General features: G+C 27.5%; 29 protein-coding genes, 2 tRNA genes and 2 riboswitches. Of the genes, 2 read left to right on the top strand and 29 right to left on the bottom strand.

The features are described from left to right. Positions 1-58 precede the first annotated feature (58 nt). From Q0V09_RS00425 to thiD, 12 genes are all read right to left on the bottom strand, one after another. A complete protein-coding gene (locus Q0V09_RS00425) occupies positions 59-820 on the bottom strand; it encodes a glycosyltransferase family 2 protein (protein WP_297486704.1) in 762 nt (253 codons plus the stop codon). A gap of 16 nt (positions 821-836) precedes the next feature. Next, on the bottom strand, positions 837-1,856 hold the full coding sequence (locus Q0V09_RS00420; protein WP_297404494.1) for a polysaccharide deacetylase family protein: 1,020 nt from the start codon (positions 1,854-1,856) through the stop codon (positions 837-839). 105 nt (positions 1,857-1,961) lie between these two features. Continuing rightward, entirely contained in the window at positions 1,962-3,419 is a 1,458-nt protein-coding gene (locus tag Q0V09_RS00415) for a Na+/H+ antiporter NhaC family protein (RefSeq protein WP_297486702.1), read from the bottom strand. Positions 3,420-3,519: 100 nt separating this feature from the next. Next, positions 3,520-3,697: riboswitch (Lysine riboswitch) on the bottom strand. A 52-nt stretch (positions 3,698-3,749) separates the two neighbouring features. After that, a complete protein-coding gene (gpmI, locus tag Q0V09_RS00410) occupies positions 3,750-5,270 on the bottom strand; it encodes a 2,3-bisphosphoglycerate-independent phosphoglycerate mutase (RefSeq protein WP_297486700.1) in 1,521 nt (506 codons plus the stop codon). A gap of 18 nt (positions 5,271-5,288) precedes the next feature. Beyond that, a complete protein-coding gene (gene tpiA, locus Q0V09_RS00405) occupies positions 5,289-6,041 on the bottom strand; it encodes a triose-phosphate isomerase (protein WP_297405825.1) in 753 nt (250 codons plus the stop codon). Between the two features lie 104 nt (positions 6,042-6,145). Then, complete coding sequence (locus Q0V09_RS00400) at positions 6,146-6,733, bottom strand: hypothetical protein (protein ID WP_297405823.1); 588 nt, start codon at positions 6,731-6,733, stop codon at positions 6,146-6,148. Next, positions 6,714-7,370: a ComF family protein gene (locus tag Q0V09_RS00395; protein ID WP_297486697.1), complete on the bottom strand. Its 657-nt coding sequence runs from the start codon at positions 7,368-7,370 to the stop codon at positions 6,714-6,716. The genes Q0V09_RS00400 and Q0V09_RS00395 overlap by 20 nt, the downstream gene beginning before the upstream one ends. Next, on the bottom strand, positions 7,336-7,581 hold the full coding sequence (locus tag Q0V09_RS00390; RefSeq protein WP_297405827.1) for a hypothetical protein: 246 nt from the start codon (positions 7,579-7,581) through the stop codon (positions 7,336-7,338). The genes Q0V09_RS00395 and Q0V09_RS00390 overlap by 35 nt, the downstream gene beginning before the upstream one ends. Continuing rightward, on the bottom strand, positions 7,565-7,924 hold the full coding sequence (locus Q0V09_RS00385) for a YraN family protein (RefSeq protein ID WP_297405819.1): 360 nt from the start codon (positions 7,922-7,924) through the stop codon (positions 7,565-7,567). Before Q0V09_RS00385 ends, Q0V09_RS00390 begins: the two co-directional genes overlap by 17 nt. Before the next feature lie 3 nt (positions 7,925-7,927). Then, positions 7,928-8,518 carry a ribonuclease HII gene (locus Q0V09_RS00380; protein ID WP_297405817.1) on the bottom strand — a complete coding sequence of 197 codons (591 nt, stop codon included), beginning with the start codon at positions 8,516-8,518 and terminating at the stop codon, positions 7,928-7,930. A 62-nt stretch (positions 8,519-8,580) separates the two neighbouring features. After that, positions 8,581-9,531 carry an RluA family pseudouridine synthase gene (locus Q0V09_RS00375; RefSeq protein WP_297405815.1) on the bottom strand — a complete coding sequence of 317 codons (951 nt, stop codon included), beginning with the start codon at positions 9,529-9,531 and terminating at the stop codon, positions 8,581-8,583. A 23-nt stretch (positions 9,532-9,554) separates the two neighbouring features. Then, positions 9,555-10,358, bottom strand: coding sequence for a bifunctional hydroxymethylpyrimidine kinase/phosphomethylpyrimidine kinase (gene thiD / locus Q0V09_RS00370; protein ID WP_297405814.1), 804 nt, complete (start codon positions 10,356-10,358; stop codon positions 9,555-9,557). Positions 10,359-10,543: 185 nt separating this feature from the next. On the opposite strand from thiD, the gene Q0V09_RS00365 reads away from it, so the two are divergent. Further along, positions 10,544-11,227 carry a hypothetical protein gene (locus tag Q0V09_RS00365; RefSeq protein ID WP_297405813.1) on the top strand — a complete coding sequence of 228 codons (684 nt, stop codon included), beginning with the start codon at positions 10,544-10,546 and terminating at the stop codon, positions 11,225-11,227. 213 nt (positions 11,228-11,440) lie between these two features. Beyond that, a complete protein-coding gene (locus Q0V09_RS00360; protein ID WP_297405811.1) occupies positions 11,441-12,148 on the top strand; it encodes a hypothetical protein in 708 nt (235 codons plus the stop codon). Positions 12,149-12,184: 36 nt separating this feature from the next. Here the strand turns inward: Q0V09_RS00360 and Q0V09_RS00355 are convergent, their stop codons facing one another. The 17 genes from Q0V09_RS00355 to Q0V09_RS00275 form a co-directional block, all read right to left on the bottom strand. Then, complete coding sequence (locus Q0V09_RS00355; RefSeq protein ID WP_297486694.1) at positions 12,185-12,964, bottom strand: family 1 encapsulin nanocompartment shell protein; 780 nt, start codon at positions 12,962-12,964, stop codon at positions 12,185-12,187. A 19-nt stretch (positions 12,965-12,983) separates the two neighbouring features. Next, positions 12,984-13,310: a hypothetical protein gene (locus Q0V09_RS00350; protein ID WP_297405808.1), complete on the bottom strand. Its 327-nt coding sequence runs from the start codon at positions 13,308-13,310 to the stop codon at positions 12,984-12,986. A 54-nt stretch (positions 13,311-13,364) separates the two neighbouring features. After that, positions 13,365-14,753, bottom strand: coding sequence for a hypothetical protein (locus Q0V09_RS00345; protein WP_297405806.1), 1,389 nt, complete (start codon positions 14,751-14,753; stop codon positions 13,365-13,367). 111 nt (positions 14,754-14,864) lie between these two features. Next, positions 14,865-16,574 carry a proline--tRNA ligase gene (locus tag Q0V09_RS00340; RefSeq protein WP_297405804.1) on the bottom strand — a complete coding sequence of 570 codons (1,710 nt, stop codon included), beginning with the start codon at positions 16,572-16,574 and terminating at the stop codon, positions 14,865-14,867. 53 nt (positions 16,575-16,627) lie between these two features. Then, the gene (gene recG, locus Q0V09_RS00335) at positions 16,628-18,679 is read right to left on the bottom strand and encodes an ATP-dependent DNA helicase RecG (protein ID WP_297486691.1); all 2,052 of its coding nucleotides are present in this window, start codon (positions 18,677-18,679) and stop codon (positions 16,628-16,630) included. A gap of 73 nt (positions 18,680-18,752) precedes the next feature. Beyond that, positions 18,753-20,081, bottom strand: coding sequence for a solute carrier family 23 protein (locus Q0V09_RS00330; protein ID WP_297486687.1), 1,329 nt, complete (start codon positions 20,079-20,081; stop codon positions 18,753-18,755). Positions 20,082-20,167: 86 nt separating this feature from the next. Next, a riboswitch (purine riboswitch) is annotated at positions 20,168-20,268 on the bottom strand. Continuing rightward, positions 20,259-21,005, bottom strand: coding sequence for a YebC/PmpR family DNA-binding transcriptional regulator (locus Q0V09_RS00325; protein ID WP_297486683.1), 747 nt, complete (start codon positions 21,003-21,005; stop codon positions 20,259-20,261). Its footprint overlaps the riboswitch before it by 10 nt. Positions 21,006-21,084: 79 nt before the next feature. Then, on the bottom strand, positions 21,085-22,131 hold the full coding sequence (locus Q0V09_RS00320; RefSeq protein WP_297406852.1) for a glycosyltransferase family 9 protein: 1,047 nt from the start codon (positions 22,129-22,131) through the stop codon (positions 21,085-21,087). 1 nt (position 22,132) lies between these two features. Then, positions 22,133-22,711 (bottom strand): uracil-DNA glycosylase family protein, encoded by a 579-nt coding sequence (locus Q0V09_RS00315; RefSeq protein WP_297406854.1) that lies wholly within the window; start codon positions 22,709-22,711, stop codon positions 22,133-22,135. A gap of 8 nt (positions 22,712-22,719) precedes the next feature. After that, the gene (locus tag Q0V09_RS00310) at positions 22,720-23,493 is read right to left on the bottom strand and encodes an MBL fold metallo-hydrolase (RefSeq protein ID WP_297406856.1); all 774 of its coding nucleotides are present in this window, start codon (positions 23,491-23,493) and stop codon (positions 22,720-22,722) included. 87 nt (positions 23,494-23,580) lie between these two features. After that, positions 23,581-23,751: a rubredoxin gene (locus tag Q0V09_RS00305; RefSeq protein ID WP_367172260.1), complete on the bottom strand. Its 171-nt coding sequence runs from the start codon at positions 23,749-23,751 to the stop codon at positions 23,581-23,583. Positions 23,752-23,773: 22 nt separating this feature from the next. Continuing rightward, positions 23,774-24,145 carry a desulfoferrodoxin family protein gene (locus Q0V09_RS00300; RefSeq protein WP_297406859.1) on the bottom strand — a complete coding sequence of 124 codons (372 nt, stop codon included), beginning with the start codon at positions 24,143-24,145 and terminating at the stop codon, positions 23,774-23,776. Positions 24,146-24,176: 31 nt separating this feature from the next. Then, positions 24,177-24,587 carry a Fur family transcriptional regulator gene (locus Q0V09_RS00295; protein ID WP_297406861.1) on the bottom strand — a complete coding sequence of 137 codons (411 nt, stop codon included), beginning with the start codon at positions 24,585-24,587 and terminating at the stop codon, positions 24,177-24,179. Positions 24,588-24,674: 87 nt separating this feature from the next. After that, positions 24,675-25,124, bottom strand: coding sequence for an N-acetyltransferase (locus Q0V09_RS00290; RefSeq protein ID WP_297406863.1), 450 nt, complete (start codon positions 25,122-25,124; stop codon positions 24,675-24,677). Positions 25,125-25,141: 17 nt separating this feature from the next. After that, a complete protein-coding gene (gene truA / locus Q0V09_RS00285; protein ID WP_297406865.1) occupies positions 25,142-25,876 on the bottom strand; it encodes a tRNA pseudouridine(38-40) synthase TruA in 735 nt (244 codons plus the stop codon). A 69-nt stretch (positions 25,877-25,945) separates the two neighbouring features. Next, positions 25,946-26,028: transfer RNA gene (locus Q0V09_RS00280), tRNA-Leu, on the bottom strand. A 7-nt stretch (positions 26,029-26,035) separates the two neighbouring features. Then, positions 26,036-26,111: transfer RNA gene (locus tag Q0V09_RS00275), tRNA-Lys, on the bottom strand. Between the last annotated feature and the right edge of the window lie 69 nt (positions 26,112-26,180).

The following is a 26,180-nucleotide window of genomic DNA, read 5'->3' as shown; positions in this document are numbered from 1 at the left end:
CCCTCCTTCTTTTAAAAAAATAACAGAAAGATTAATCTCTTTCTGTTATTCTTTATATCTATCTATTTTTAAATTCATTATAATCCATTGTTAAGTTTCTTAATTTAACATATTTTACACTTGTATACATTGCACTAGACACTGCTAAAACCAATCCCTCTACTCCGTCTAATACCCCCAACCTAAATATATACATTCTAATAAATTTAAAAATAGGATTTAATAATATATTGAATAACCCTGCTTTTTTTCCCTTTTCAAAAGCAACTTGAGCTCCCTCTCCAGTATATCTATTAAATTTGTTTAAATAATCTTCATAATCTTCATATGTATAATGATCTATTCTTTTTTTCAATTTCCCTATTCTTTCTGTCGTTATAAATTTTTCATGAACTTTATCTAAAGAATACTTTCCACTATTTTTTTTAAAAAGTCTAATTCTAGAGCTTCCACTCCAACCTCCAAATCTTATTCTTTTTCCAAAACAAACACTATTAAATGGAATTTCATATACTGTTTTTTCATTTTTATAAGTTATATTTTTAATTTCTTCTTTTAACTCTTTTATAATAACTTCATCTGCATCAATTAAAAGAATCCAATCTCCTTGACACTTTTCTATAACATAATTTTTTTGATCGCCATATCCTATCCATTCTCTTTGAAATATTCGTGCTCCGTATTCTCTTGCAATTTCTATTGTATTATCTGTACTAAAGCTATCTACTATAACTATCTCATCTGCAAACTCTTTTACTGCTTCTAATGTTCTTCCTAATCTAAATTCTTCATTATACGTTATAATTCCTACTGATATCATTTTCCCTCCTTAAATTTTAAGATAATAACTGATACACTCTTCCTAAGAAGTAATTTCTTGTAACCAGAACATTTAATTTAAATTTAAGTGGTGTAAATTTTCTAAGCTCTACTCTTTTTATATTTTCTACATCTATTTTTAAACTATTAGTTCCTTTTCTTGTAGTTACAAAGCCATATATTCCCTTTCTTTTCATAATATCTACTGTCATTTTATTCTTATGTCCCCATGGCCAGCAAAAAAATGTAGGAGTTATTCTGCAATGTTCTTTTATTTTTCTTATATTTTCATCTAAATCCATTGATATTCTTCTTTCTGCCATTGTATCATCTTCATATTTAAACCAATCTTTTAAACTGGTATCTATATATTTTTGACACTCTTTTATTTTTTCTGAATATTCTAAATTTAAGTTATCATAAAAATTTTTAAATTTTTCTGCTGCATGTTCTGTAACTATTATCCCTTTTGATGAATATTCCCCTCTTTTACCTAAAATTGGATATCCTATTTTTGCTTTTCCAGAATATAAATATTGAATATCTCTATCTAACAAATCTTTTTCTTCTACTACTCTTTCTAAATTAATATTCACAAAAATTGGCATATGTCTATGTGAGTGTAATTGTATATCCCAAACACCACTTTCTGACATCTCTTCAATCTCTTTCCAACTTAAATATTCAAACTTTCTATTTTTTTCATCTTCCATGTAAGCTGTGTTTAAATATATTGTTGCTTTCATATTATATTTTTTTAATAGTGGATGTGCATATTTATAATTGTTATAATATCCATCATCAAATGTTAATAAGATACTATTTTTATCTAATTTACCTTTTTCTTCTAAACTAGTTTTAACATCTCTATTTCTAAGTGTCTTCATCTTTAATCTATCTATAATTTTCAAATGTTCTTCAAACCATTCTTTTGAAACTCCATTTTCTCCTATATGATGATACAAAAACCAAGGAATTCCCCTTTTTTCTGTTATTATTATTGCAATTATTATTAAAATAAGTGAAATTGTTATCATTTTTACCTCCTTTTTTTATTTTTTCATTCTCTTAGTTATAATATAATTTATTTAAATTGTCAAAAGTTAAATAAAAAACTCTATAGTTTCCTATAGAGTCTCAATTTATTTTTTGTTTTTTAATTTAACTTGAGGTTCACTCGGTAATCCAAACTTCGGAATAAATCTATCTAATCCTGTTAAAGTTGCTAGTAATATTGTAGATACTGCAATCATTGCTAAAAAATTATATTTTATAATGTTACCTGCAGTAAATGTATATAACGGATATACTGCTTGAATAATTCCTAGATAAAATCCAATATATACATGCCAAGGTATAAGTTGTGATCCGAAAACTCCAAGTGCATCACTAAACGTAGCATTTCTAAGTCTTAACTTCTCCATATCTTCTGGTGAACCTTCTACATTTTTATCAACTATCTCTTTTATAATTGGTCCTATAGTTACAATTTGTGCCATTTCATCTGCAAGACCAGCATTTCCTAATATAGACAATACTCCATTATAAAACATTAATTGTCTTACATTTTTAGATATCTTTATAATTAAATTTGATAGAGGTCTAAAGGCATCCATAAGTTTCATTATTCCACCAAATGCTGCAATCCACATCATCATAACTATAACCCATGATCCTGCTCCGGCAAATCCAGACATTATCATATTTAAAAATGTTTTTGTATCTGTTATTGTTCCTGCAAAAGTTCCAAGTAAATATGCTGAAAAAATACCTACAAATAAACATAGTAATGTTGTCATTCCTCTAATCGCACAAATTAATACAAGAATTAAAGGAACTATCATGTATGTTGGAACACCAGTTTTAACTTGATTTAATAAAATAACTGCTGATTCTCTTTTTTCAGCTAAAACTTTCCAGACATTATCTGGTATTTGAGCAATTGCTGCTGCTGCATGTCCTGATGTTGTTGGAAGATCCATAACTATTCCCGCTATATAAAAAGCAATTATTCCAAGTATTAAAACTAATCCTGACCAGAATCCTTGATGTCTAATTCTTTTAATAACTTCCACTCTTTGAATTCCAGAACTAACTATTGTTGTATCTGAAATTAATCCAATATTATCTCCAAAACAAGCTCCTCCAGCAATAGCTCCTACAGTTAAAGATATATTCCCTCCAACTATATGATTAAGCCATAAGAATATTGGAGCACATGCGGCAAAAGTTCCCCAACTTGTTCCTGTTGCTATTGATAAAACAGAAGTTACAATTACTCCTACTACTGCAACTGATCTTCCTGTTAATCCTACATTTAAGGCTAAATTTATAATTGATGCTCCAACTCCTGTAGACATAAATACCTCAGCCATTGCATAAGCAACCATAAGTATATAAAAAGCCACTTGCATCTCTCTTGCATTTGTTATTACTGCATCCATAAGTTCATTCATACTTCTTCTCTCTACAATTACAGCAACTAATGCTGCATATACTGTTGCAAGTGGTGCTGCAATCAGTGCATCGTATCCAAAAAACATAAGTGTTGCTAACACTCCTACTGGACTTAACTTTAATAATTCTAAAATCCCATTCATTTTCCCTAAAACCTCCCAATTTTTTAGTTCCATAATTTTAGGCAAAATAAAAGCTACCGTATTATGATGATACGGTAGCTAATCTGTAAGTATATTACAAACTTTGGATAGCTCAACATTAAAAATCCCTTTTTAATGACAGTTGTATAAATATTATTTATACACCCAATAAAAAACTTCAACCTATTTTTTATTTCGGCAAAATCCCCTTTCATTTAAGTTCTTTGTCTGTGAACTCCCTTAAATTACTGTTGTCATCTGCAACCTCTACCTAAAATATTATTTTTAGAAACTTTGTTTATACTAACATCTTTTATTTTTTATGTCAACTTATTTTTTTATTAAAGACTCACCATTCATCTCTTTTGGTTTCTTTATATTTAAAATATCTAACATAGTTGGAGCAATATCTGCAAGTTTTCCTAAATTTAATTCCCCTTTAAAATGATTAGATACATAAATCATAGGAACTTCGTATGTTGTATGAGCTGTGAAAGCATTATGAGTTTTTGGATCTTCCATTTTTTCAGCATTTCCATGATCTGCAGTTATTAATATAGTTCCATCTAATTCTAATATTTTATTAACTACTTTAGCCATATTTTCATCTACAACTTTTATAGCTTGCATAGCTGCTGAAAATACTCCTGTATGACCTACCATATCTGGATTTGCATAGTTCATAACCATCACATCATATTCATTTTTTTCTAAAATTTCTAAAACTGCCTTTGTTAATTCTGGAGCTGACATTTCAGGTTGTAAATCATATGTAGCTACTTTTGGTGAAGCTATTAATTTTCTTCCCTCTCCTTTAAATTCACTTTCTTTTCCTCCGTTAAAGAAAAAAGTTACATGAGCATATTTTTCTGTTTCTGCTGTTCTTAGTTGAGTTAATCCATTTTTAGAGATCACTTCTCCTAAAGTATTTACTATTTCTCTATCATGATATATAGTAAAAGCATCTATAGTTGAATCATACTGTCTCATACAATAGTATTGTAAATTTAAGTATTTTCTTTTAAATCCTGAAAATTCTTTATCATTCAAAGCTCTTGTTATCTCTCTAGCTCTATCTGGTCTAAAATTGAAATTTATAACTACATCTCCTTCTGATATAGCTCCCTCTTTATCAAATAAAACAGGTAAAACAAATTCGTCTGTTATTTTTTCTGCATATGATTTTTCTAGAGTTTCAATTGGAGTCTCTGATACTACTTCATCAATACCAACTATAGCATTATAAGCTTTTTCAATACGATCCCAGTTATTATCTCTGTCCATAGCATAATATCTTCCAGACATAGAAGCTATTTTACCAACTCCTATCTCTAATATTTTTTCTTCTAATTCTTTTATAAATTTAACTCCTGAATCTGGAGCAGTATCTCTTCCATCCATAAATGTATGTACGCTTACTTTAGAAAGATCTTTTTTCTTTGCCATTTCTAAAAGTCCATAAAGATGCGTTATATGAGAATGAACTCCACCATTCGATGTTAATCCAATAAAGTGAATTTTTTTATCATTTTCTTTAGCATAATTAAAAGCACTGATTATTTCTTCTTTTTCAAAAAATTCTCCATCTCTTATCTCTTTTGAAATCTCAACTAATGGTTGATAAATAACTCTTCCTGCTCCTAAATTCAAATGCCCAACTTCTGAATTACCCATCTGTCCATCTGGAAGACCAACAGCTTCTCCTGATGCTTTTAAAAATGTATGTGGATATTTATTATAAAGTCTTATAAAATTTTCTGGATGAGCTTCTTTTATTGCATTTTTCTCATCTTTATTAGGATTACATCCCCAACCATCCAATATCATTAACATTAAAGGTTTTTTTGCCATCTTCTTCCTCCTTAACTTCTATAATCCTGCTTTTATTATCTCAATAAATGACCCAGCTTCTAAAGAAGCTCCTCCTACTAATCCACCATCTATATCATTCATCGCAAGTAACTCTTTTGCATTTTTTGCATTCATTGACCCACCATACTGAATTGTAATCTCTTCTGAAGTATCACCAAACATCGCTTTTAAAACTTCTCTTATTTCTTTATGAGTTTCTTGAGCCATTTCAGGTGTTGCTGTTTTCCCAGTTCCTATTGCCCATACAGGTTCATATGCAACAATAACTTTTACTGCTTCCTCATTTGTTAAATTTGCCAATCCTTCTCTTACTTGTTTTTCATTTACTTCAAGTGTTCTTCCATTTTCTCTATCTTCTAATTTCTCTCCAATACATAAAATTGGTGTTAATCCATAAGATAAAGCACACTTCACTTTTTCATTTATAAATTCATTACTTTCTTTAAAATATTCTCTTCTTTCTGAGTGTCCTAATATAACATACTCTACACCTAAGTCTTTTAACATTTCTGGTGAAATTTCTCCAGTATATGCTCCTGATGATTTTGGATACATATTTTGAGCTGCTATTGAAATTCTTGATCCCTCTACTGCTTTTACTGCAGATTCTAATGATGTAAATGGTGCACCTATTACAACTTCTACACTTTCTTTTCCTGTCATTAATTTTTTTAATTCGATCAGCATAGATTTAGTTTCTTCTACAGTTTTATTCATCTTCCAATTTCCTGCAATTATAGTTTTTCTCATAATACTTCCTCCTAAAATCTTTTCTTTAATAATAACATATTATTTTAACTTTTAACAAGGTTCTCTACGTCTATATTTTCATCCAAATTTGAGTATTTTTTTCTCTAATTAATAAAATTCTTTCTACTCTCTTCTAAAATAATTTCATTTAAATAATCTTTGCTATTTATTTCAAAGTTTTCAATTAAATCTACTATTTCCATATCAAGTATTCCTACAGCATTTTCATAATCTTCTTTTTTAAAAGCTTCTAAAAAATTTTCAGCACTATTTTTATAATCTTCAACATAAGAATCATAGTCTGAATATATCAAAGAGATATTTGTATGATCTTTTATTGACAATACAAGTCCTAAGCTCCATTCAACAAAAGCAACTGCATCATAAATCCTAAATCCCTCTATTTCATCTTCTACGCTTTCTAGCATTTCAAAAAAATCTTGAATATATCTATCAAAATAATATAGCGACTCTATTATTACCTCTCTATTTGTCTTACTTTTTATCTCTATCAACTGTACTTTTTTTAAAAATGGTATATCTTCCTCTTTTACTACATTTCCATTTATACTTAGCTCTGTTATTATTTTACTTTCTAATTGTAATAATTTTTGTATTTTTTCCAGTATAGTTGTTAATTTTCCATTTTTTATACCTAAATCTCTTTTTTTATTATTTATATATATCTCCATCATCACTCATTCCTATTTTTTTTAAGTACCCTTTCACTACGCTCAATGAAAAGTAAATTATTTTATTAGTTCCCATTTCTTCTAAAATTTTCTTCATCTCATTCATTGTAGATCCTGTAGTTACTATATCATCAAATATTAAAATATTTTTTCCTTCTATATTATCATTTATTTTAAAAATTCCTTTTACATTTTCTTTTCTTTTTTCTATTTCTACAATTCTATACATCTGTTTTGTATTTTTATATCTAAATGAAATTATTATATTACAATTTATACCTTTTAAAAGTTCTTCAACTTGATTATAACCACGTTCTCTTTTTCTTTTATTACTTGATGGAATAATAATTACGCCATCTATATTCTCTTTTTTTATTATTTTATTTAAATTAACTTCTATAATTTCTTTCAAATCTCTAGATATATTTTTTCTATTAAAAAATTTTAAATCATAAATAATTTTATTTATATCTGAATAATAATATAAATAATATAAATTTTCTATTTTTTTAAGTTCACCCATCTTTTTAAGTTTTTCTCTACACCTCTTGCATATGTAGTTTTCTTCTGTCATTTCACAATAACATAATGAACAAGTATTATCAAACAGGAACTTCTTTAGAAGTTTTTTTAGCAAACCTACTTCCTTTTTTTTCTTTTTTTTCTTTTTCAAAATCCTTGTCAACTATTTTCGCAGAATAAAACTCTGTATATCCACACTCAACACAAGTTTTTATATAATATGTTCCTATCTCTATTTTTAGGCCTGGGCTTTTTTCTGGTATAATTGCAGTTTTTACTATATATTTATCACTGCCACATTTCAAGCATTTATATTCCAAGTTCATCACCCCATATAATATTTTTAAGCCACTGAATTTCATCTCCAATAAAAAGTATTGCATCAAATCTAATTTGTTTATCATATAATTTTCTTTTTGTTATATAATCCTTTGCTGTAAAATATATCTTTTTCTTTTTTATTAGATTAATTGCTTCTTGTGGCAAACCAAAATTTTTGTTTTTTCTATATTTAACTTCAAAAAAAACAAGGGTATCCAAATCATAACCTATCAAATCTATCTCACCTTTATATCCATAATAATTTGTTTCAATTATTTTTATTTTCAGACTCTCAAGGTACTCCTTAGCTTTTCTTTCGTATAAATAACCCTTGCTTCTTGTATTCATATATTACTCTCCTAAAATTTTCTTTAAAAAACTTTTTCTGTGAATTTTAGTAGGTCCTTTTTCTATTAACATTTCTCTATGATACTTTGTTCCATAACCTTTATGTTTTTCAAGTCCATAACCAGGATATTCTTTATCTAATATCTTCATTATTCTATCTCTAGTTACCTTTGCTATAATTGATGCTGCTGCTATATTTAAACTTTTTCCATCACCTTTTATAATAGCTTCTTGATCAAATTCATACTCTCTAATTTTATGATTACCATCAACTAATACTTTTTCAAACTTAGTATCTTCAGATAGATCTTCTATAGATCTTCTCATAGCTAAAAAAGTTGCATTTAAAATATTTTTTTCATCTATTTCTTCTACTGTTGCTATTCCAACTCCAATATTAAAATTAGATAAAATAACATCAAAAAGTTCTTCTCTCATTTTTTCTGACAATTTTTTAGAATCATTTATCTTTGATAATCTCTCATCGTAACAAATAAGTTTTGCTGAAGCTGCTACTACTGGTCCAGCTAAAGGTCCTCTCCCCGCTTCATCAACTCCTATAGAATTTTTATTTTCTAAATCAAAAAGCAACATTATATTTTTCTTTTCTATTTTAATTCACCTTCTATTGTTATATTTTTTCCAATCATTTCCTTTTATTTATTTAACTCTAAAATTGTTTCTTTATTTAGTTTTAATTTATTTAAAACGCTTAAAAAATCATCCTTTAATGCACCTAGAATCTTTATTTTTTCATTTGTTATTGGATGAATAAACTCTAAAAAATATGAGTGTAACATCTGTCTTTTAGCTATATCTGTAGGACTTCCATAAACTGAATCTCCAACAATAGGATGATTTAAACTTTTCATATGAACTCTAATTTGATGAGTTCTTCCTGTTTCAATTCCCACTTCTACTAAAGAAAAGTTATTAACACTATCAAGAACCTTATAATTACTTATTGCTTTTTTTCCATTTTCTGTTACCACTGCCATTTTTTTTCTATCTTTTGAATCTCTTCCAATTAAAGTTTCAACTCTTCCAATTTCTTTTTTAAAATTTCCCTTACATATACAAACATATCTTTTTTCTATTGTTTTATCTTTAAACATCTCTGTCAATTTAACATGAGATATATTATTTTTAGCTATTATTATCAATCCACTAGTATCTTTATCTAATCTATGAACAATTCCAGGTCTTATTACTCCATTTATATTTGATAAATCTTTTATATGATATAAAACTGCATTAACTAAAGTCCCTGTATAATATCCTTGAGCAGGATGCACTATTACTCCTGGATCTTTATTTATTACAACCATATCTTTATCCTCATAAACAATATCTATTTTAATATCTTCTGGTAATATTTCTAACATTTCATCTTGTGGTATTCTTACTAAGATTTTTTCTATACCTTTTAGTTTATTTCCACTTTTGATTTTTTCTTTTCCATCTATTACAATATTTTTTTCATCAATTAATTTCTGAATATAACTTCTCGTAGTATTTTCTAAATATTCAGATAGAAAAAAATCTACTCTTTTTCCTTTATCTTCTCCTTGAACTTGTACTTCTATTATTTCCTTATATTTTTCCATTCTTTTCCTTTCTTAACTTATATTTAATACTTTGTATTGCTTTTTTTATATATTTCTACAAAATGTCCAACAGGTCCTACTCCACTTCCTATTGAAAATGAATTTTCTATTGCTTTTGTTATATACTCTTTTCCAATCTTAACTGATTCATCTATAGAATAACCTTTCCCTAAATATGATGCTATTGTTGATGATAGTGTACATCCTGTTCCATGTGTATTTTTTGTATTAAATCTTTCACCTTTAAAACTTAAAATTTCACCTGTACTTTTTACTAAAATATCCGTACAGTTATCCTCTCTATGTCCACCTTTTACCAGTACATTCTTAGCACCCATTTGAATTATTCTTTTTCCAGCTTCTATCATATCAGCTTCTGTTTTTATTTTCATATTTGTTAACACTTCAGCCTCTGGTATATTGGGAGTTACTAAATCTCCAATACTTATAAATTTTTTCATTGTTTCAATAGCTTCCTCTTTTAATAATGAAAATCCACTTTTAGATATCATTACTGGATCAATTACAATATTTTTAGCATTATATTTCAATAAATTTTCTTTAACAATATTCATTATATTACTACTTGATAACATACCCACTTTTACTGCATCTACATCTATATCTTCATAAATCACTTCTATTTGTTTCTTTATTATATCATCAGATACTTCTTGAGCTCCAAATACTCCCATTGAGTTTTGAGCAGTTATTGCTGTTATAACACTCATTCCATAAGTTCCATTGGCTGACATAGCCTTTAAATCTGCTTGTATCCCCGCTCCTCCACAAGAATCTGATCCAGCTATAGTTAATATTTTTTTCATTTTTACCCCTTCCATTTTCTTTAGATTTACTTTACTAAAAGTATACCATATCTTAATTTCTATTACAAAATACAAAAAAATCTTTTATTTTCTTAAAAAAAGAAAGATAAAAAAACATAGGTATATTAAAACATTGAGATAATTTTATCTTAATACTTTATAATTTATTTAAGGAGGTTTAATTTATGAAAAAGTTAGCACTAGTACTTTTTTCATTAGTTGCTGTTACAAGTATTTCATACGCTAAAGAAATGATAACTGAGCCAACTATGTCTAAAGAGATGATGAATGAACCAGCAATGGTAGAGGAAATTGTTCCTATAGTTATGGTTCCTGATATGCCACTAGGATATATTAATCTAAAATTTGGTTGGGATTTTTGGTCTGAATATGATAGACACTCTGGAAATGGTTATCGTTTAGAAAAAGATGCCGATGAATCTGGTTATGAAATTGCTATTGAAGCAATGAGACATTGGAAATATTTTGACATTGGTTTAGGAATGGCATATCAAGATCATGCCAAAAGAGACCGAGATGGAGGAGAATATAAATCATTCCCTATTTATGCTACAGCAAAATATGATTTAAATTACTGGAATATGCCTTTTGTTCCATATTTAAAAGCTAATGCTGGATACTCGTTTAATTTTGATGAAGATGATGTTAAAGGTTTTAATTCAAGTATTGATGACGGCGCTTATTGGGCTGCTGGAATAGGTTTAGAATATGATAATTTTACAGCAGATATTTTATATGGAATCAATTATGCTGAAATGGATGTTACCGATTCTAACGGAAAAGAAAAATTTAATAATGATTATCAAAGAGTTACTTTTTCTTTAGGTTATAAATTTAATATTTGGTAAAAATAAAAAATGGGGAGAGTCTTAATGTGGCTCTCTCCTTTATTTCATTACATTAAAGATGACCAAAAAACCATTTTATAACAGTTTTTAACTTTACCTCTTGACTTTTGTTCTGAATTAGTAGTATCATAGGTCAATGACCGGTAAACGGCCAAAAGTAATCTTACAAAATTCTGGTTTTTGCAGAATTTATTTACTTGAGGAGGGAATAAAATGAAAAAATTAGCATTATTAGCTTGTTCGCTATTTGCAATTGCAAGTGTTGCTCAAGCAAAAGAAATTATAGCTCAACCAGTTACAACTAGTTCTAAAGAGGTTGTTGCTGAACCAACTGCAGTTGTAGAGGAAGTTGTTGCTGTTGTTACTCCAGTAGTTGCTCCAGTAGTTGCTGAAAGAACTCCAGGTTACATTAACGTTAGAGTTGGAGGAGATGTTTGGTCTAAATATAGTAGCTCTTCTTTATTGAATAGTGATACTAAAGACTTAGGATACCAATTTGCTATTGAAGGATATAAAACTTATAATAATATAGATTTAGGACTTGGTTTAGCATATCAAGATCATGCTAAAAGAAAAGGTGAAGGAGTTAAAAATACTCAAGGTGCTGAGTACAAATCAATGCCATTATATTTAACGGCTAAATATAATGTTACTAATTTTGACTTACCATTTACACCATATATTAAAGCTAATGCAGGTTACTCATTTAACTTTGATGCAAAAGATATAAGTAATCCAAAAATAAATACTACTATTGATGATGGTGCTTATTGGGCTGCTGGTGCAGGTATGCAATACAACAACGTTAACGTTGACTTAATGTATGGTACTACTTATGCTAAAGTTAAAGCTGAAGGACAAAAACATAGTAATAACTACGATGCTGTAACTTTATCAGTTGGTTACAACTTCGATATGTAATAAAAAAATTAAGGAAAGGGATGTCCCTTTCCTTTTTTATTTATAACAAACTATTGAAATTGGATCTAAACTTCTAAATGTAAAAGTTTCTGTTATAAAAAGTTTAACCTCTTTGCTTGAATGCTCTGTATAACCAATAGAGAAATCTTTTGCTAGTACTAGCTCTATATCATCCTTATTATATGGTAATAAAACTCCTTCTGTTATATTATGAGATATAATTACTGGTGTTCCAAGCACTCTTTCTATTTTTTTTAAAAGTGAATCATTTGGATTAATTGTGTTTAAATAAATATATTTTTCTAATCCAACTACTAACGCATATGGTCCTGATGAAAAACTTTGATTTTTAATTTTAGAAATTCCATACATAACACTTTTTAATGTTTCTGCCTCTGTTTTTCCAAACTCTAATAACTCTTTATTTAAAATTCCTACAATACAAGCTTTTTCAAGTCCATAGTAAATTGATTTTTCTTCAAATTTTGCAGCTTCTTTTAAAGCCATGTCTAATGTATCAAAATTTATATCTTTAGCACCTCTATCCACATTATCTAATTCCCATCTATCTAAAGTAAAATTTACTCTATTTTCAACAAATGGTTGAATTTTATATATTCCAAACTCTTTATCTTCATTTTTTTCTATCTTTATTCTTCCAGTAGTTATTCCACCACTATTTTCACAAGAAACATTTGTAACTTTTACAAATCTCCTAGCAGTCAATTGAGTACTCAAAACATCTTTAGCTCGTTTTTCTATTTCCATCCAAGCTTTATTACTTATAGGAGCTAATTCTCTCTTTAAAAAATCCATAATCCATCCTCCTTTATCCTTATTTTAATGATCCTATATTTAAAGATATTGAACTTATTTTTTCTTCATGAATATTTTCCTCTTCTTTAGAAACAATTCCTTCTTTTATAAAAAGATATTCTTGAATCTCTTTTCCAAAAGTTCCATTATTTCTTCTAATCCACTCAATTAACATTGCTGTATGTTCCATCTCTTCATTTCTATGATGCATTAAAATCTCTTTCAATTCTGGATCACTTACTATTTCTGCTCTTTGATTATAGTCATTAACCGCTATAATTTCTTCTTTTAAACTTTCAATTGCAAAATTTAAATCTATTGCACTTTCACTTAATCCTTTTAACATATATAAAAGACACCTCCTATTATAAAATAGTTATCTCTATTTATATAGAAAACATCACTTATTTTTCCTTTTAAAATTATAAAAAGTTTTTTCTATTGCATAATTATCTATAACATCTTGAATCTCATTTAACGAAAATAAATTTATATTAGTTTTTTTATAATTTTGTATCTCTAGTTCATCTTCTCCAATAACTAAATGATAATCTGTAAAGTTTTGTATTCCATTTAATTTATAAAAATAAAAAGCATCAATTTTTAAGTTTGCTGTAGGATATCTTTTTTTCAAATCATGAAGAAGCTTAAAATAATGATTAATTGTTAATTCATTTATTAAAATCAAAACATTAATTTTTTTAAGTTTATTTTCTATTATTATTTTTTTTATAATTTGTGTAAGTATTAACATATCTGATCGATATAATTCAATGTCTAAATCTTTTATTAATATATTTATCTCATTTGTTAAAAATTGATCTGTTTCTTTCATATTAACTTTTTTAATCTTTAAAATATTTTTTTCTTTTTTAAATAACCCTAAATAAATATTATATATTAACATCTCTTTTGTTTTAGGATCAATATAATCTATATCTATTTTTTCTTTTATTTTTTTATATAATTTTTCGACTTTTAATATTGTCTCTTTTTCTGTCCAATCCTCTTTAATTTTTAATCTATATATTAAATTATTCAACATACTTTTATATTCTAAACAAAATTTATTCTCATTTTCAATTAGCTCACAAGGAATAAAATCTAAATTAGTTTCAAACAATTTAAACTTTCCAAATTTATGAGCTCCTATTTCTAAAGCATAACAAAAAAAGAAAGATGGAAAATTAAATAAAATTTCATTTTTTTTAAAAATTTCATTGATTTTTCTAAACCTTTCTTCTATTTCAATACTTGTAATCTCTTCTATTAAATTTTTTAAAGGATTTGAATAAAATCCTTCCATCATTAAAAATTTCATTATTTTCACACAAAATTCTCTCTTTTCTAACTCTGATATCTTTACTAATTTCATACCTTTTCCGTGTAAATACTCAATTTTAGATCCATTTCCATCAAATATCTCTTTTACTTCTTTAAATGTTCGAGTTATCGTACTTCGAGATACATCTAAGATCTTTTTTTCCTCTTCTAAATTCAATATTCCTATATGTAAAAATTTTATGTATAAATAATCAATTTTTTCATCTAAAGAAAGAAATTCAATTTTATCATAAAATTTTTCTCTTTCATTCCTTGTTAATAACATTTTATACTCTTTTTGTATTTTTTCTATCTTTTTAAAATTATATTTTTCTAAAAGATCATTTATTAAACAAATATTTTTATAAATGCCTGCTTTTTCTATTTTTATATATTCACCAATATCCTCATCTGTCATAGGTGATTGAAATAATAACTTCAAAATTGTTGCTGCTGTCGTATTCATATTATCCCCCCGAATTTCTATAAATATTTGCATATTCCAAATAGTAACATATTTTTTTATAAAATGATATTTAAAAATCCTCCCTTAATTAAAAAGGAGGATTTTATAATTTTAGTACTTTTTCATTAATTCTTTAACTGTTGAAACAACATCGTTTTTAGATACTTCTAATGTTTCTCCAGTTCTTCTAATTTTTAACTCAACTATTCCCTCTTCAGCTTTTTTACCACAAACTACTTTAAATGGATATCCAATTAAATCTCCATCTTTAAATTTAAACCCTATTCTTTCATCTCTATCATCTAACATTACATCTATTTTTTCATCTTTAAATTGATTATAAACCTCTTCTGCAAGTTCTACCTGTCCTTGTGCTTTCATGTTAGCTGGTATTACTTCAACTATAAATGGAGCTATTGATGATGGCCATATTATTCCAAACTCATCATTATTTTGCTCTATTAAAGCTGCCATAGTTCTTGAAACTCCAATTCCATAACATCCCATTTCCATAACTTGACTTTTACCATTAACATCTAAGAATGTAGCTCCTAAAGATCTAGAATATTTATCTCCTAATTTGAAAATATGACCACTTTCAATTCCTCTAGCACTTGAAAGTTCTCCTCCACATCTCGAACATTTTTCTCCAACTAAAACCGTTCTTACATCTGCAACAATTTTAGCTTCATAATCTCTTCCATAATTAACATTCATAAAGTGCGTATCTAACTTATTTCCACCAGCTGTATGATTAACTATTCCAACAATACTTTCGTCTGCAATTATTGTTAATTTTTCTGTATCTGCTCCAACTGGTCCAATAAATCCTTTAATTAAATTTAATTCTTCAAGTTCAGAATCTGTTAATAAAGCCACATCTATTGTATTTATTATATTTTTTAATTTAATTTCGTTTACTTCAAAATCTCCTCTAATTAAAACCATATACATATTATCTGTTACCATATCTTTATACATCATTGCTTTTACTGTTTGCTCTACAGGAACATTTAAGTATTCAACAACATCTTTAATTTTTGCAACATTTGGAGTATCAACTAAATTTAATTCCTTTGCTTCTGCTTTTTCTAAACTGAAAATTTCACTTGTCGCTGTTTCAACATTTGCTGCATAATCACATGATTTACAGTATATTATCTCATCTTCACCAGATTCTGCTAACACATGAAACTCTTGAGATCCACTTCCTCCAATAGCTCCTGAATCTGCCTCTACAACTCTAAACTTTAGTCCACATCTTTCAAATACTTTAGTATAAGCTTCTCTCATATTTTCAAATTCAGCATCTAGTGACTCTCTATTTGCATGGAATGAATATCCATCTGTCATAAGGAACTCTCTTCCTCTCATAAGTCCAAATCTTGGTCTTCTTTCATCTCTGAATTTAGTTTGGATTTGATATAAATTTAAAGGTAAAGCTTTATATGAAGATATATCGTTTCTTATTATATCTGTAACAACTTCTTCATGAGTTGGTCCAAGTGCAAATTCTCTCGAATGTCTATCTTGAATTCTCATCATTTCTGCACCCATAGTATCCCATCTTCCACTTTCTTTCCAAAGTTCTGCTGGTTGAAGTACTGGCATAAATATTTCTTGAGCTCCAGCTCTATCCATCTCTTCTCTAACTATAGCTTCAACTTTTTTTAAAGCTTTAAGTCCTAAAGGTAAGTAAGTATATACTCCACTTGCCAATCTTTTTATCATTCCTGATCTTAGTAATAATTTATGACTTATTACTTCTGCCTCTTTAGGAGTTTCCTTTAGAGTCTTTACGTAGTATTTACTTAATCTCATATTTCCTCCGATTTTCATTTGTTTTTTTATATTATATAATATCACAACATCTTTTAACTGGTCAAACTTTTGTTAAATTTTTCATTAATATCAATTTCTAAAACTTTATTTTTTATCTCTCCATTATTTTCTTTTAAGTACTCTATACAAATATCTTTTACAAATTTTATTAACTTTATATCCTTAACAATATCTACAAATTTAAGGTCACTTAGCCCACTTTGCTTAATTCCAAATACCTCTCCTGATTTTCTTAATTTTAAATCCTCTTCAGCTATTTTAAATCCATCCTCTGTATTTTCTAAAATTTCTAATCTAGAAATTGATACTTCATTTTTAGTATCAGAAAGTAAAAAACAATAAGACTTATATTCTCCTCTTCCAACTCTTCCTCGTAATTGATGAAGAGTTGATAATCCAAATCTTTCTCCATTAAATATTGTCATTATTGAAGCATTAGGAACATTTACTCCAACTTCAATTACTAATGTTGAAATTAATATTTGCAATTCTCCACAAGAAAATTCATTCATAACTTCTTCTTTTTCTTTACTTTTCATTCTACCATGAATAGTTCCTATTTTAAACTCTCCTAACTCTTTTTCAACTTCTAAATATACTTCCTCTAAAGATTTAGCTAACAACTTTTCACTTTCTTCAATTAAAGAGGCAACAAAATAAACTTGTCTACCTTCTTTCAGTTTTTTTCTTATAAACTCATACATTTTTTCTTTATCAATATTATTTGAAATCCATTTAGTTTTTATTGGTTTTCGTCCAGGTGGAAGCTCATCTATTATTAATACATCTAAATCTCCATAAATTGTCAATGCCAATGACCTAGGAATAGGAGTTGCACTCATTACAATTAAATTAGATAACATCCCCTTATCTCTTAGTTTTTTTCTTTGAATTACTCCAAATCTATGTTGTTCATCAATTACAATTAATCCTAATTTTTTAAATTTTATATTATCCTCTATTATTGCATGAGTACCTATTATTATATCAATTTTTCCCTCTTCTAATTCTTTTAATAATATATCACGTTTTTTTCCCTTTATAGCACCTGTTAAAAGTTCAACTTTTATTCCTAAACTTTCTAATTCTTTATAAATTGATAAGTAATGTTGAGTAGCTAATATCTCTGTTGGGGCCATTAAAGTTCCTTGATATCCATTATCTACCATATATATTAAAAGTAAAATAGCTACAATTGTTTTTCCACTTCCAACATCTCCTTGAATTAAATAGTTTATTTGCTTTCCATTATTTAAAGAGTTATATATTTCAGTAATAACTTTTTTTTGTGCTTTTGTTAATGAAAATTTTAATTTTTTTATATATTCACTTACTATTTTTTTTTTCCCTTCTAAAATATAAGCATTGTTATTTTTTAAATCTACTTCATATTTTTTTTGTAAAATCCCCATTTCTAATATTAATAATTCCTCTATCGCAAATCTTTTTTTACAATTTTCTAATATTTGAGGATTTAATGGATAGTGTATATTTTTCAAAGCAATTTTCCTTCCTAGTAAATTATATTTCTGTAAAATACTTAAAGGTATATTTTCTTCAATTAAATCTAAATTTTTATTTAAAATCTCTTTTATATTTTTTTTTATTAGATTCTGTGAAACTTCTTTCACTACACTATAAATTGGTAATATTTCCATTTTTACATTTTTTCCATTACTTAATCTAAACTCTGGATTTATTATTTGAAAAATATAATTTTTTTTTACTGTGCCTATAAAAATATATTCTTCTCCTAATTTTAATGTTTTCTTTAAATATGGCCTTTGAAACCAAATTATATCCATTATTCCTGTTCCATCACTTATTGTTCCTTTTACTATTTGCCTTCCTGTTCTCGTTGGAGAAGACGAAACATTTGTTAAAATTCCTTTTAAAACCACATATTCATCATCTTTTAATTCTCCTATTTTTTTTATATTTCCTCTATTATCATAACCTTTTGGAAAATAATATAGCAAATCAAATATATTATTTATACCATTTTTTTCCATTTTAGAAAAAATATTTTTAGGCCCTAATAATTCATTTTTAAAATATGCCTCTTCATAAATTTTTTCATACATAACAGCGCTCCTTTTAAGCAACTTTATTTTTATTCATTTTATCCTATTATAAAAAAAAAGTCCAACTGGACTTTTACGCTAAACTTTCTTTTACTTTAATTTTCTCTTTTTGTTTTTCAGGTAAAATAAGATTTAATATTACAGCAATTGTTCCTGCTATAACAAATCCTGAATCGGTAAAAATATATCTTATTTCTTCTGGAAAAGCTGTAATTACTTGTGGAACTAATCCTATTCCATATCCTAAACCTAAAGATACAGCTAAAATAACAGCATTTCTCCCCTCTAAAGGCTCCTGATTTATTAAATTAATTCCACTTATTGATATCATTGAGAATATCATCACTAAACTTCCGCCTATAACACTTTGAGGGACTAAGATAAAAGCTGCTGCTACTTTTGGAATAAATGCACTAATTATTAAGAATATTGCCCCTATTCCTACTACAAATCTACTCATTATACCCGTCATTGCAATTATCCCTGTATTTTGGCTAAATGATGTTGTTGGTAATAGAGAAAATACTGCTGCAAGCACACTTCCTACCCCATCACTTATAATTCCACCTTTTAATTCATCATCTTTTAATTGTCTTCCAGCTCCTCCAACAGTAATTCCAGACATATCTCCCATTGTTTCGATAGCTGAAATTATAAACATTAAAATCATTGGTATTATTGCTTCTATATGAAATGTCATCCCAAAACTCATTGGCTTTGGAATACTTAAATACTCTGCTACTAATAACGGCTGAACATCTATTTTTCCCATAAAAAAAGCTACTATTGTTCCTATTATTGTTCCTATAAATATCGCTCCTGAGCTAAATACTCCTTTTGTAAATTCTTTAAAAAAAACTACTATTGCTAAAACCAATAATCCCAACAATAAGTTTTCTGTAGAAGCAAAATCCTTAGCTCCAAATCCACCTGCAAAACTATTTATTCCAACAGGTAATAAATACAATCCAATAGCTAATACAACTGTTCCTGTAACTATTGGTGGAAAAAATCTTCTAATAGTTTTCATATGAAATCCCAAAAATACTTCGAATATTCCCCCAATTAGAGAAGCTCCTAAAACTCCTTCATATCCAAATTTTCCAGCTATTGATATTGCCACTGGAGCAAATGAAAAATTAGTACCTACAACAACTGGAAGTCTGGCTCCCATTACTCCAACTCTATAAACTTGAACTAAAGTATTCAACCCCGCTACTAAAATTGTACTTTGAATTAAATTAATTTTAATATCTTGAGAAAATCCAAATATATTTGCTACTATTATTATTGGTGTTATATTCCCCATGAACATAGCCATAATGTGCTGTAATCCTAGTGGTACTGCCACTTTTAATTTTGGTATTCCATCTAAATCATACGGTGATTCATTTCTTTTCATTTATTCCCCCTAAAAATTTATAATAAAAAAAGCACAGATTCATGGATAGAATCTATGCTTTAATAACACACTATATCATTGTACGTTAAAAATCATGTTCTACCCATAGCGTCTTTATTTACGGAAAAGACGTAGAAACTATTGGACCATATCTCCAAAATATATGAGTATTTCTTATTAAATTTGCTCTAATAACTCTTCTGATATATCAAAATTTGAATATACATCATTAACATCATCTAAATCATCCAAAACATCATATAAATCCATTACTTTTTTAGCTGTTTCTAAATCTGTTATTGACACTTTATTATCTGGAATCATTGATACTTCTGATTCTTCCACTTTATATCCTAATTTTTTTAATTCTTCTGCTACTAAATTACATTGAGATTGCTCTGTTAATACAGTAAACTCTCCATCTTCTTCTATAACATCATCTGCCCCTACTTCAAGTGCAGCCATCATAAACTCCTCTGCATCAATTCCTTCTGCTAGAACAATTATTTCACCTTTTCTTTGGAACATCCAAGCAACTGCTCCATCAGTTCCTAAATTTCCATTGTTTCTTGAAAAAGCTGCTCTTACTTCTGAAGCTGATCTATTTTTATTATCTGTAATAACCTCAACTATGAATGCTGTTCCCTCTGGACCATAACCTTCATATCTGATCTCCATATAATCTACACCTTCAAGTTCTCCAGTACCTTTTTTTATAGCTCTTTCTAAGTTATCTTTAGGCATATTTGCTGCTTTAGCTTTATCTATTGCTAATCTTAATCTTGGATTGAAGTTAGGGTCTCCTCCTGCTTCCTTGGCTGCAATTGTTAACTCTTTTCCTAATCTTGTAAAGACTTTTGCTCTCTTAGCATCTTGTGCACCTTTTCTATGCTTAATATTTGACCATTTACTATGTCCTGACACGAACTTCCTCCTTTTAATTCTCATTTTATTAAATTTTAGCACAATAAAAAAAAATTTTCAACATATGGATTTTTTACTTTTATTTTCCCTTATATTTACTTATTAATTTCATTTTTTCTGCTATTTTTTCTAAAATCATACTTGGGGTGATTAATCTATATTTATCTTCATATGATAATTCATCATAATTTTTACATTTTATATCTTTAGGTTCTATTCCTTCGTGTCTTGGTGTGTTTTTAGATAACCAATCTCTTTTATTTGATCCTGGACTAAAAATAGAAAAACTAACGATATCTACTCCTTGAGCTAAATGTCTAGGGCCTCCTTCATTTCCTACGAATATATCACAAAGAGACAATAAAGCACCTAGTTCTCTTATAGAATCTGTTTTTATTTCTGATATAACCCTTTTATCATTTTTTAATTTTTTATGAAATTCTTTAGCAAATTCTTTCTCTTCTGGAGAATAATATAGTATTATTTGGCAATCATAACTTTTTAATAAATTAACAGCTAACTCTTCCATCAAATCAATCGGATAAACTTTATTCACTCTTCTTGAATTAATAGCTAAAGGAATTAATATTTTATTAAAATCAGTTCCTGCTTCTAGCATTTTTTTTCTAATAATATCAATTTCACTCTTTTCAAATGCCAAAGAATAATTTTCTATTAATTTAACATTAATACCATCATTAATTAATGGATCCAACATTTTTAAAAATTTTTCAGCTTTATCATATTCACGTGAAGGTTCTTGAATACTATGTGTATATGTATATCCTCTGTTTTTTTTATATCGTCCTATTCTATATTTAGATTTTTTAGAAAGTAATGTAAATAATTCACTTTTGGGAGTTGACATTATATCTATTACTATATCATAATTTTTCCTAGTCACTTTCCAAACTTTTTTTAAATATTTAAATGGATTTTTCTGCTCTGCTTTTGTTATAGTTATTACATTATTTATATAGTTTTGATTTTTAAATAAAGATGCTACATGTTCATATAAAACAAAATCAATTTCTGCTTCTGGATAAGTTTCTTTTAAACTTTTACAAATAACTGATGATAATAGAGCATCTCCAATCTGTTTAAATCTCACAACTAAAATTTTCATTTTAACTCTCCTGGACTAAATTTTTTATATTCTTTAAGTCCCCCCAAAAATCAACAGCAACTTTTGATCTTTTTCCCCCATCATCCCTAGATTTCTTGGCAAAATTTGCATCATAAGTTAAAATTAATTTAATATCCCCTTTCCAATCTATTATCTCTCCTCTTTCTTTTAAGAATTTTATATCTTTTTCTTGAAGAACTTCAGAAATATCTTGTCCTAGAGCAACTACTACTTTAGGATTCATTAGTGCAATTTGCATATGTAAACACTCTTTTAATTCTCTTTTGTCTCTTTCCTCTAACTCTCTAAACTTTTTTTTTGATTTAGAAAGAGTTGTAATGTAATACTCTTCTGGTAATAACCCAACTATATCACAAAGTTTTATTAAAAATTCTCCACTTGATCCAACTAAAACTTTAAAATCCTCATCTTCATATAAAGAAGAATCATCTCCAATGAAAAGTACTTTTCCTTTAAAATTTCCAGTTCCTAAGATTATTTTTTCTTTACTTTCTCTAAATTCATCAGTTGTTCCAACTTGAAATTTTAACTCCTCTAATAAACTACTTATTTTATCCATTTTTCCTCCTAAAATTCCAATAAATCAGTGCATATATCTTGATATGCTATTTCTATAGGAATCTCAACTTTATTTTTTTCAAGTTCTTCTCTTACTGTATCTAAAGCTATTTTCGGATTATTGCTATCTTTACTCATATGTACTAAATAAACTTTTTTTAATTGAGAATGATAATTTTCTACAATAAATCTAGCTGCATCTATATTTGATAAATGCCCTGTTCTACTTTTTACTCTAGATTTTAATTCCCAAGGATATGAACACTCCATTAATTTAGTATAATCATAATTACTTTCAATAACCATGACATCCACCTCTTTAAAAGCTTCTCTTACTACATTATCAACATAACCTATATCTGTAGCTATACAAGCTTTAGAACCAGTACTTTCTTCTATTCTAAATCCTATTGTTCTTTCAGCATCATGCATTACATCAAAGGGATATATACCTGTATCTCCTATCCAAAAATCTTTCTCTATAAAATGAATATATTCTTTATTTATTTTACCTAATTTTAATATTCCTACTTCATAACTTTCTTTTGTTATATAAATAGGTATTTTATATTTCCTAGAAATTATTCCAGCACCTAAAATATGGTCTCCATGTTCATGCGTTATAAGAATAGCTTTTATTTCATTGATTTTTTCTCCAATTTTTAGTAATTGTTCCTCTACTTTTTTCCCACTAAATCCCACATCAATTAGAATTTTTTCAGAATCTGTCTCAACGAATATTGAGTTTCCTCTACTACCGCTTCCTAATATAGCCAACTTCATTATATTTCCCTTTCCTTGAAATTTCTGTGTTATATTATATCATAAAAAAACCTCTTAGCCAAATAACTAAGAGGTTCATTTATCTTTTTAAACATCTATTTCTTCAAATTGATCTTTTCCTACAAAACATAAAGGGCAAACCCAATCTTCTGGTACTTGTTCCCAAGGCGTTCCTGGAGCTACCCCATTATCTGGATCTCCTAATTTCTCGTCATAAACATAATCACATATTACACATCTCATTGGTTTAGCTGACATTAAAAACCTCCTTTATATTATTTTAGTTACTCCACAATCCATGAATATTACAATATTCCCTAGCACAAATACTTCCACCTTTTGGCACTCTAAAATAAGCTTCAGGAGCTTCTCCAGGTTTTAAATATTTTCTATATAAAAAATCATCAATGCATATTTCTATCATCTGAATATAATGATTTTCTAGCATTGGATGTGCTACTTCTTTCCCTACTTTTACTAAATATCCATCCTCTTTTTCTTCTATAAAAGGAACATGTTTTTCAACTGTAGCATCTTCTCTCTTTTCTTGTAAATGCTCTACTCCTTCTAATACTACATTTTCATCATCAACTATTAACGCTTCTAGTATTACTGGATAATCTTTAACTTTTAAAATATCAAATTTTTTCATGAGAGCCTCCTAAATTTTCTGTTAATTTATATCATTTATTCAAGCATGTTGGACAAATTCCTTTAAAATAAATATGATATTCATTTATCTTAAAATCTTTCAAACCTTCTATATCTAAATTTTCTATTTGAAAAGGTATATCAAAAACTTTCTTACAACTTTCACATTTAAAATGTGCATGTTCACCCATATCTACATCATATCTTGTTTCATTTTCTTCTATTATTATTACTCTTGCTATCTTTTTTTCCATAAAAAGATTCAAAGTATTATAAACGGTTGTTTTTGATAATGTAGGTATCTCTGGTGACAACGCCTTATATATCTCATCTACTGTTGGATGAGTTTTATTATCTAATAAATATTCAAAAATTTTCATTCTTTGATATGAGGGTTTTATTTCATGCATTTTTAAGTGATTACCTATATTTTCTATATACATGATAGTCTCCTTTTTTAATAATTACATCTTTGTAATCATTATATTTTTATTTTAAATATACACCTTTTTAGTATTTTTGTCAAGAATTTAACTTAATACTTTTGCCATTAAAAATCTATGTATCCCTTTTCCATATTCATTTTCTTGAAATTCCTTAATTAAATATCCTAAATGTTTATACATTTTTATAGCTATTTCATTGTTGGGATCAACTGTTAAACATATTTTTTTTATTCCTAATTTTTTTAATTCTATATGAACTTTCTGTAATAATTCTTTTCCATATCCCTTATTTCTATTTTTAGGTGTTGTTGAAAATCCGTAAAGAAAAACACTTTCCTCTCCCATAATTTTTTGATATTGAGCAACTGTTAGAAGTTCATCTCCGTTCATAAGAAGATATAATTTTCCATATCTTATAAAACTCATTATCATCCACATATCTGCTCCACCCATAATGCCAAAGCTTTCTATTTCATTATTATATATTTTATCTATCAAATCAATATCACTTGGTTTCACTTCAATAAATTCCATATTTTATGCCCCCCTTTTCAATAACCTATTTCACTTAAATGCAAACCATAAGGTTCTGCAACTATTTTTTTATAATTTATACTAGGATTATTTAACATATCCTCTATGTAATTTTCTTTAACTTTATTTGTATATTCAGCCAAAATTGAACCTACAATTATTCTTATTTGAGACTTTAAAAAAGCATTAGCTTTTACATATAATTTTATTAATCCATCATTTTCTTTAGTAAATTCAATTTTATAAATTTCTCTTATTGTTGTTCTACTAGCACAATCAGATAATCTAAAATTAGCAAAATCATGTATCCCTTCTAATTTTTTCCCTATTATATTTAATTTTTCTACATCTAATTTGTAATCTACAAAAGTTACATATCTAGATTTAAAAGGAGTAAATTCTTCACTTATAAAATATTCATAAGATCTATACGTTGCTGAAAATCTTGCATGAAAATCCAAATCTGTATCCTCTGTTTTTAATATATATATGTCTCTCGGCAATTGATTATTTAAAATTATTTTTACTTTTTCTGCAGGAATGGTACTTTCAATTTGAAAATTAGAAACCTGAATCTTTCCATGAACACCTCTATCTGTTCTTCCTGCTGATACTAAATTTATATTTTCTTTAAAAATAATTTTTAAAATTTTTTCAATTTCACCTTGAACTGTTCTACAGTTTATTTGTCTTTGAAATCCATAAAAATCACTTCCATCATAACTATAGGTTAATTTTATATTTCTTTTCATTTAATTCCCCTTTTTTATTTTATATAATAAAAAAAAGCCTTGATATTCATCAAGACTTAACATTCAATGTGGTGCGAGAAGAGGGACTTGAACCCTCACGTCGAAACGCCAGATCCTAAGTCTGGTGCGTCTGCCAATTCCGCCACCCTCGCAAAATAATGGTGCGTCATACTGGGCTCGAACCAGTGACAACACGATTAAAAGTCGTGTGCTCTACCATCTGAGCTAATGACGCACATTTTATAAAAATAATTGGGGTGATCAACGGGGCTCGAACCCGCGACAACGAGTACCACAAACTCGC

It is taken from the genome of uncultured Cetobacterium sp. (genome assembly GCF_947039425.1).
Classification (GTDB): domain Bacteria; phylum Fusobacteriota; class Fusobacteriia; order Fusobacteriales; family Fusobacteriaceae; genus Cetobacterium_A.
Note: the sequence above shows the minus strand (reverse complement) of the source record. Positions and strands in the feature narration are given on the sequence as shown.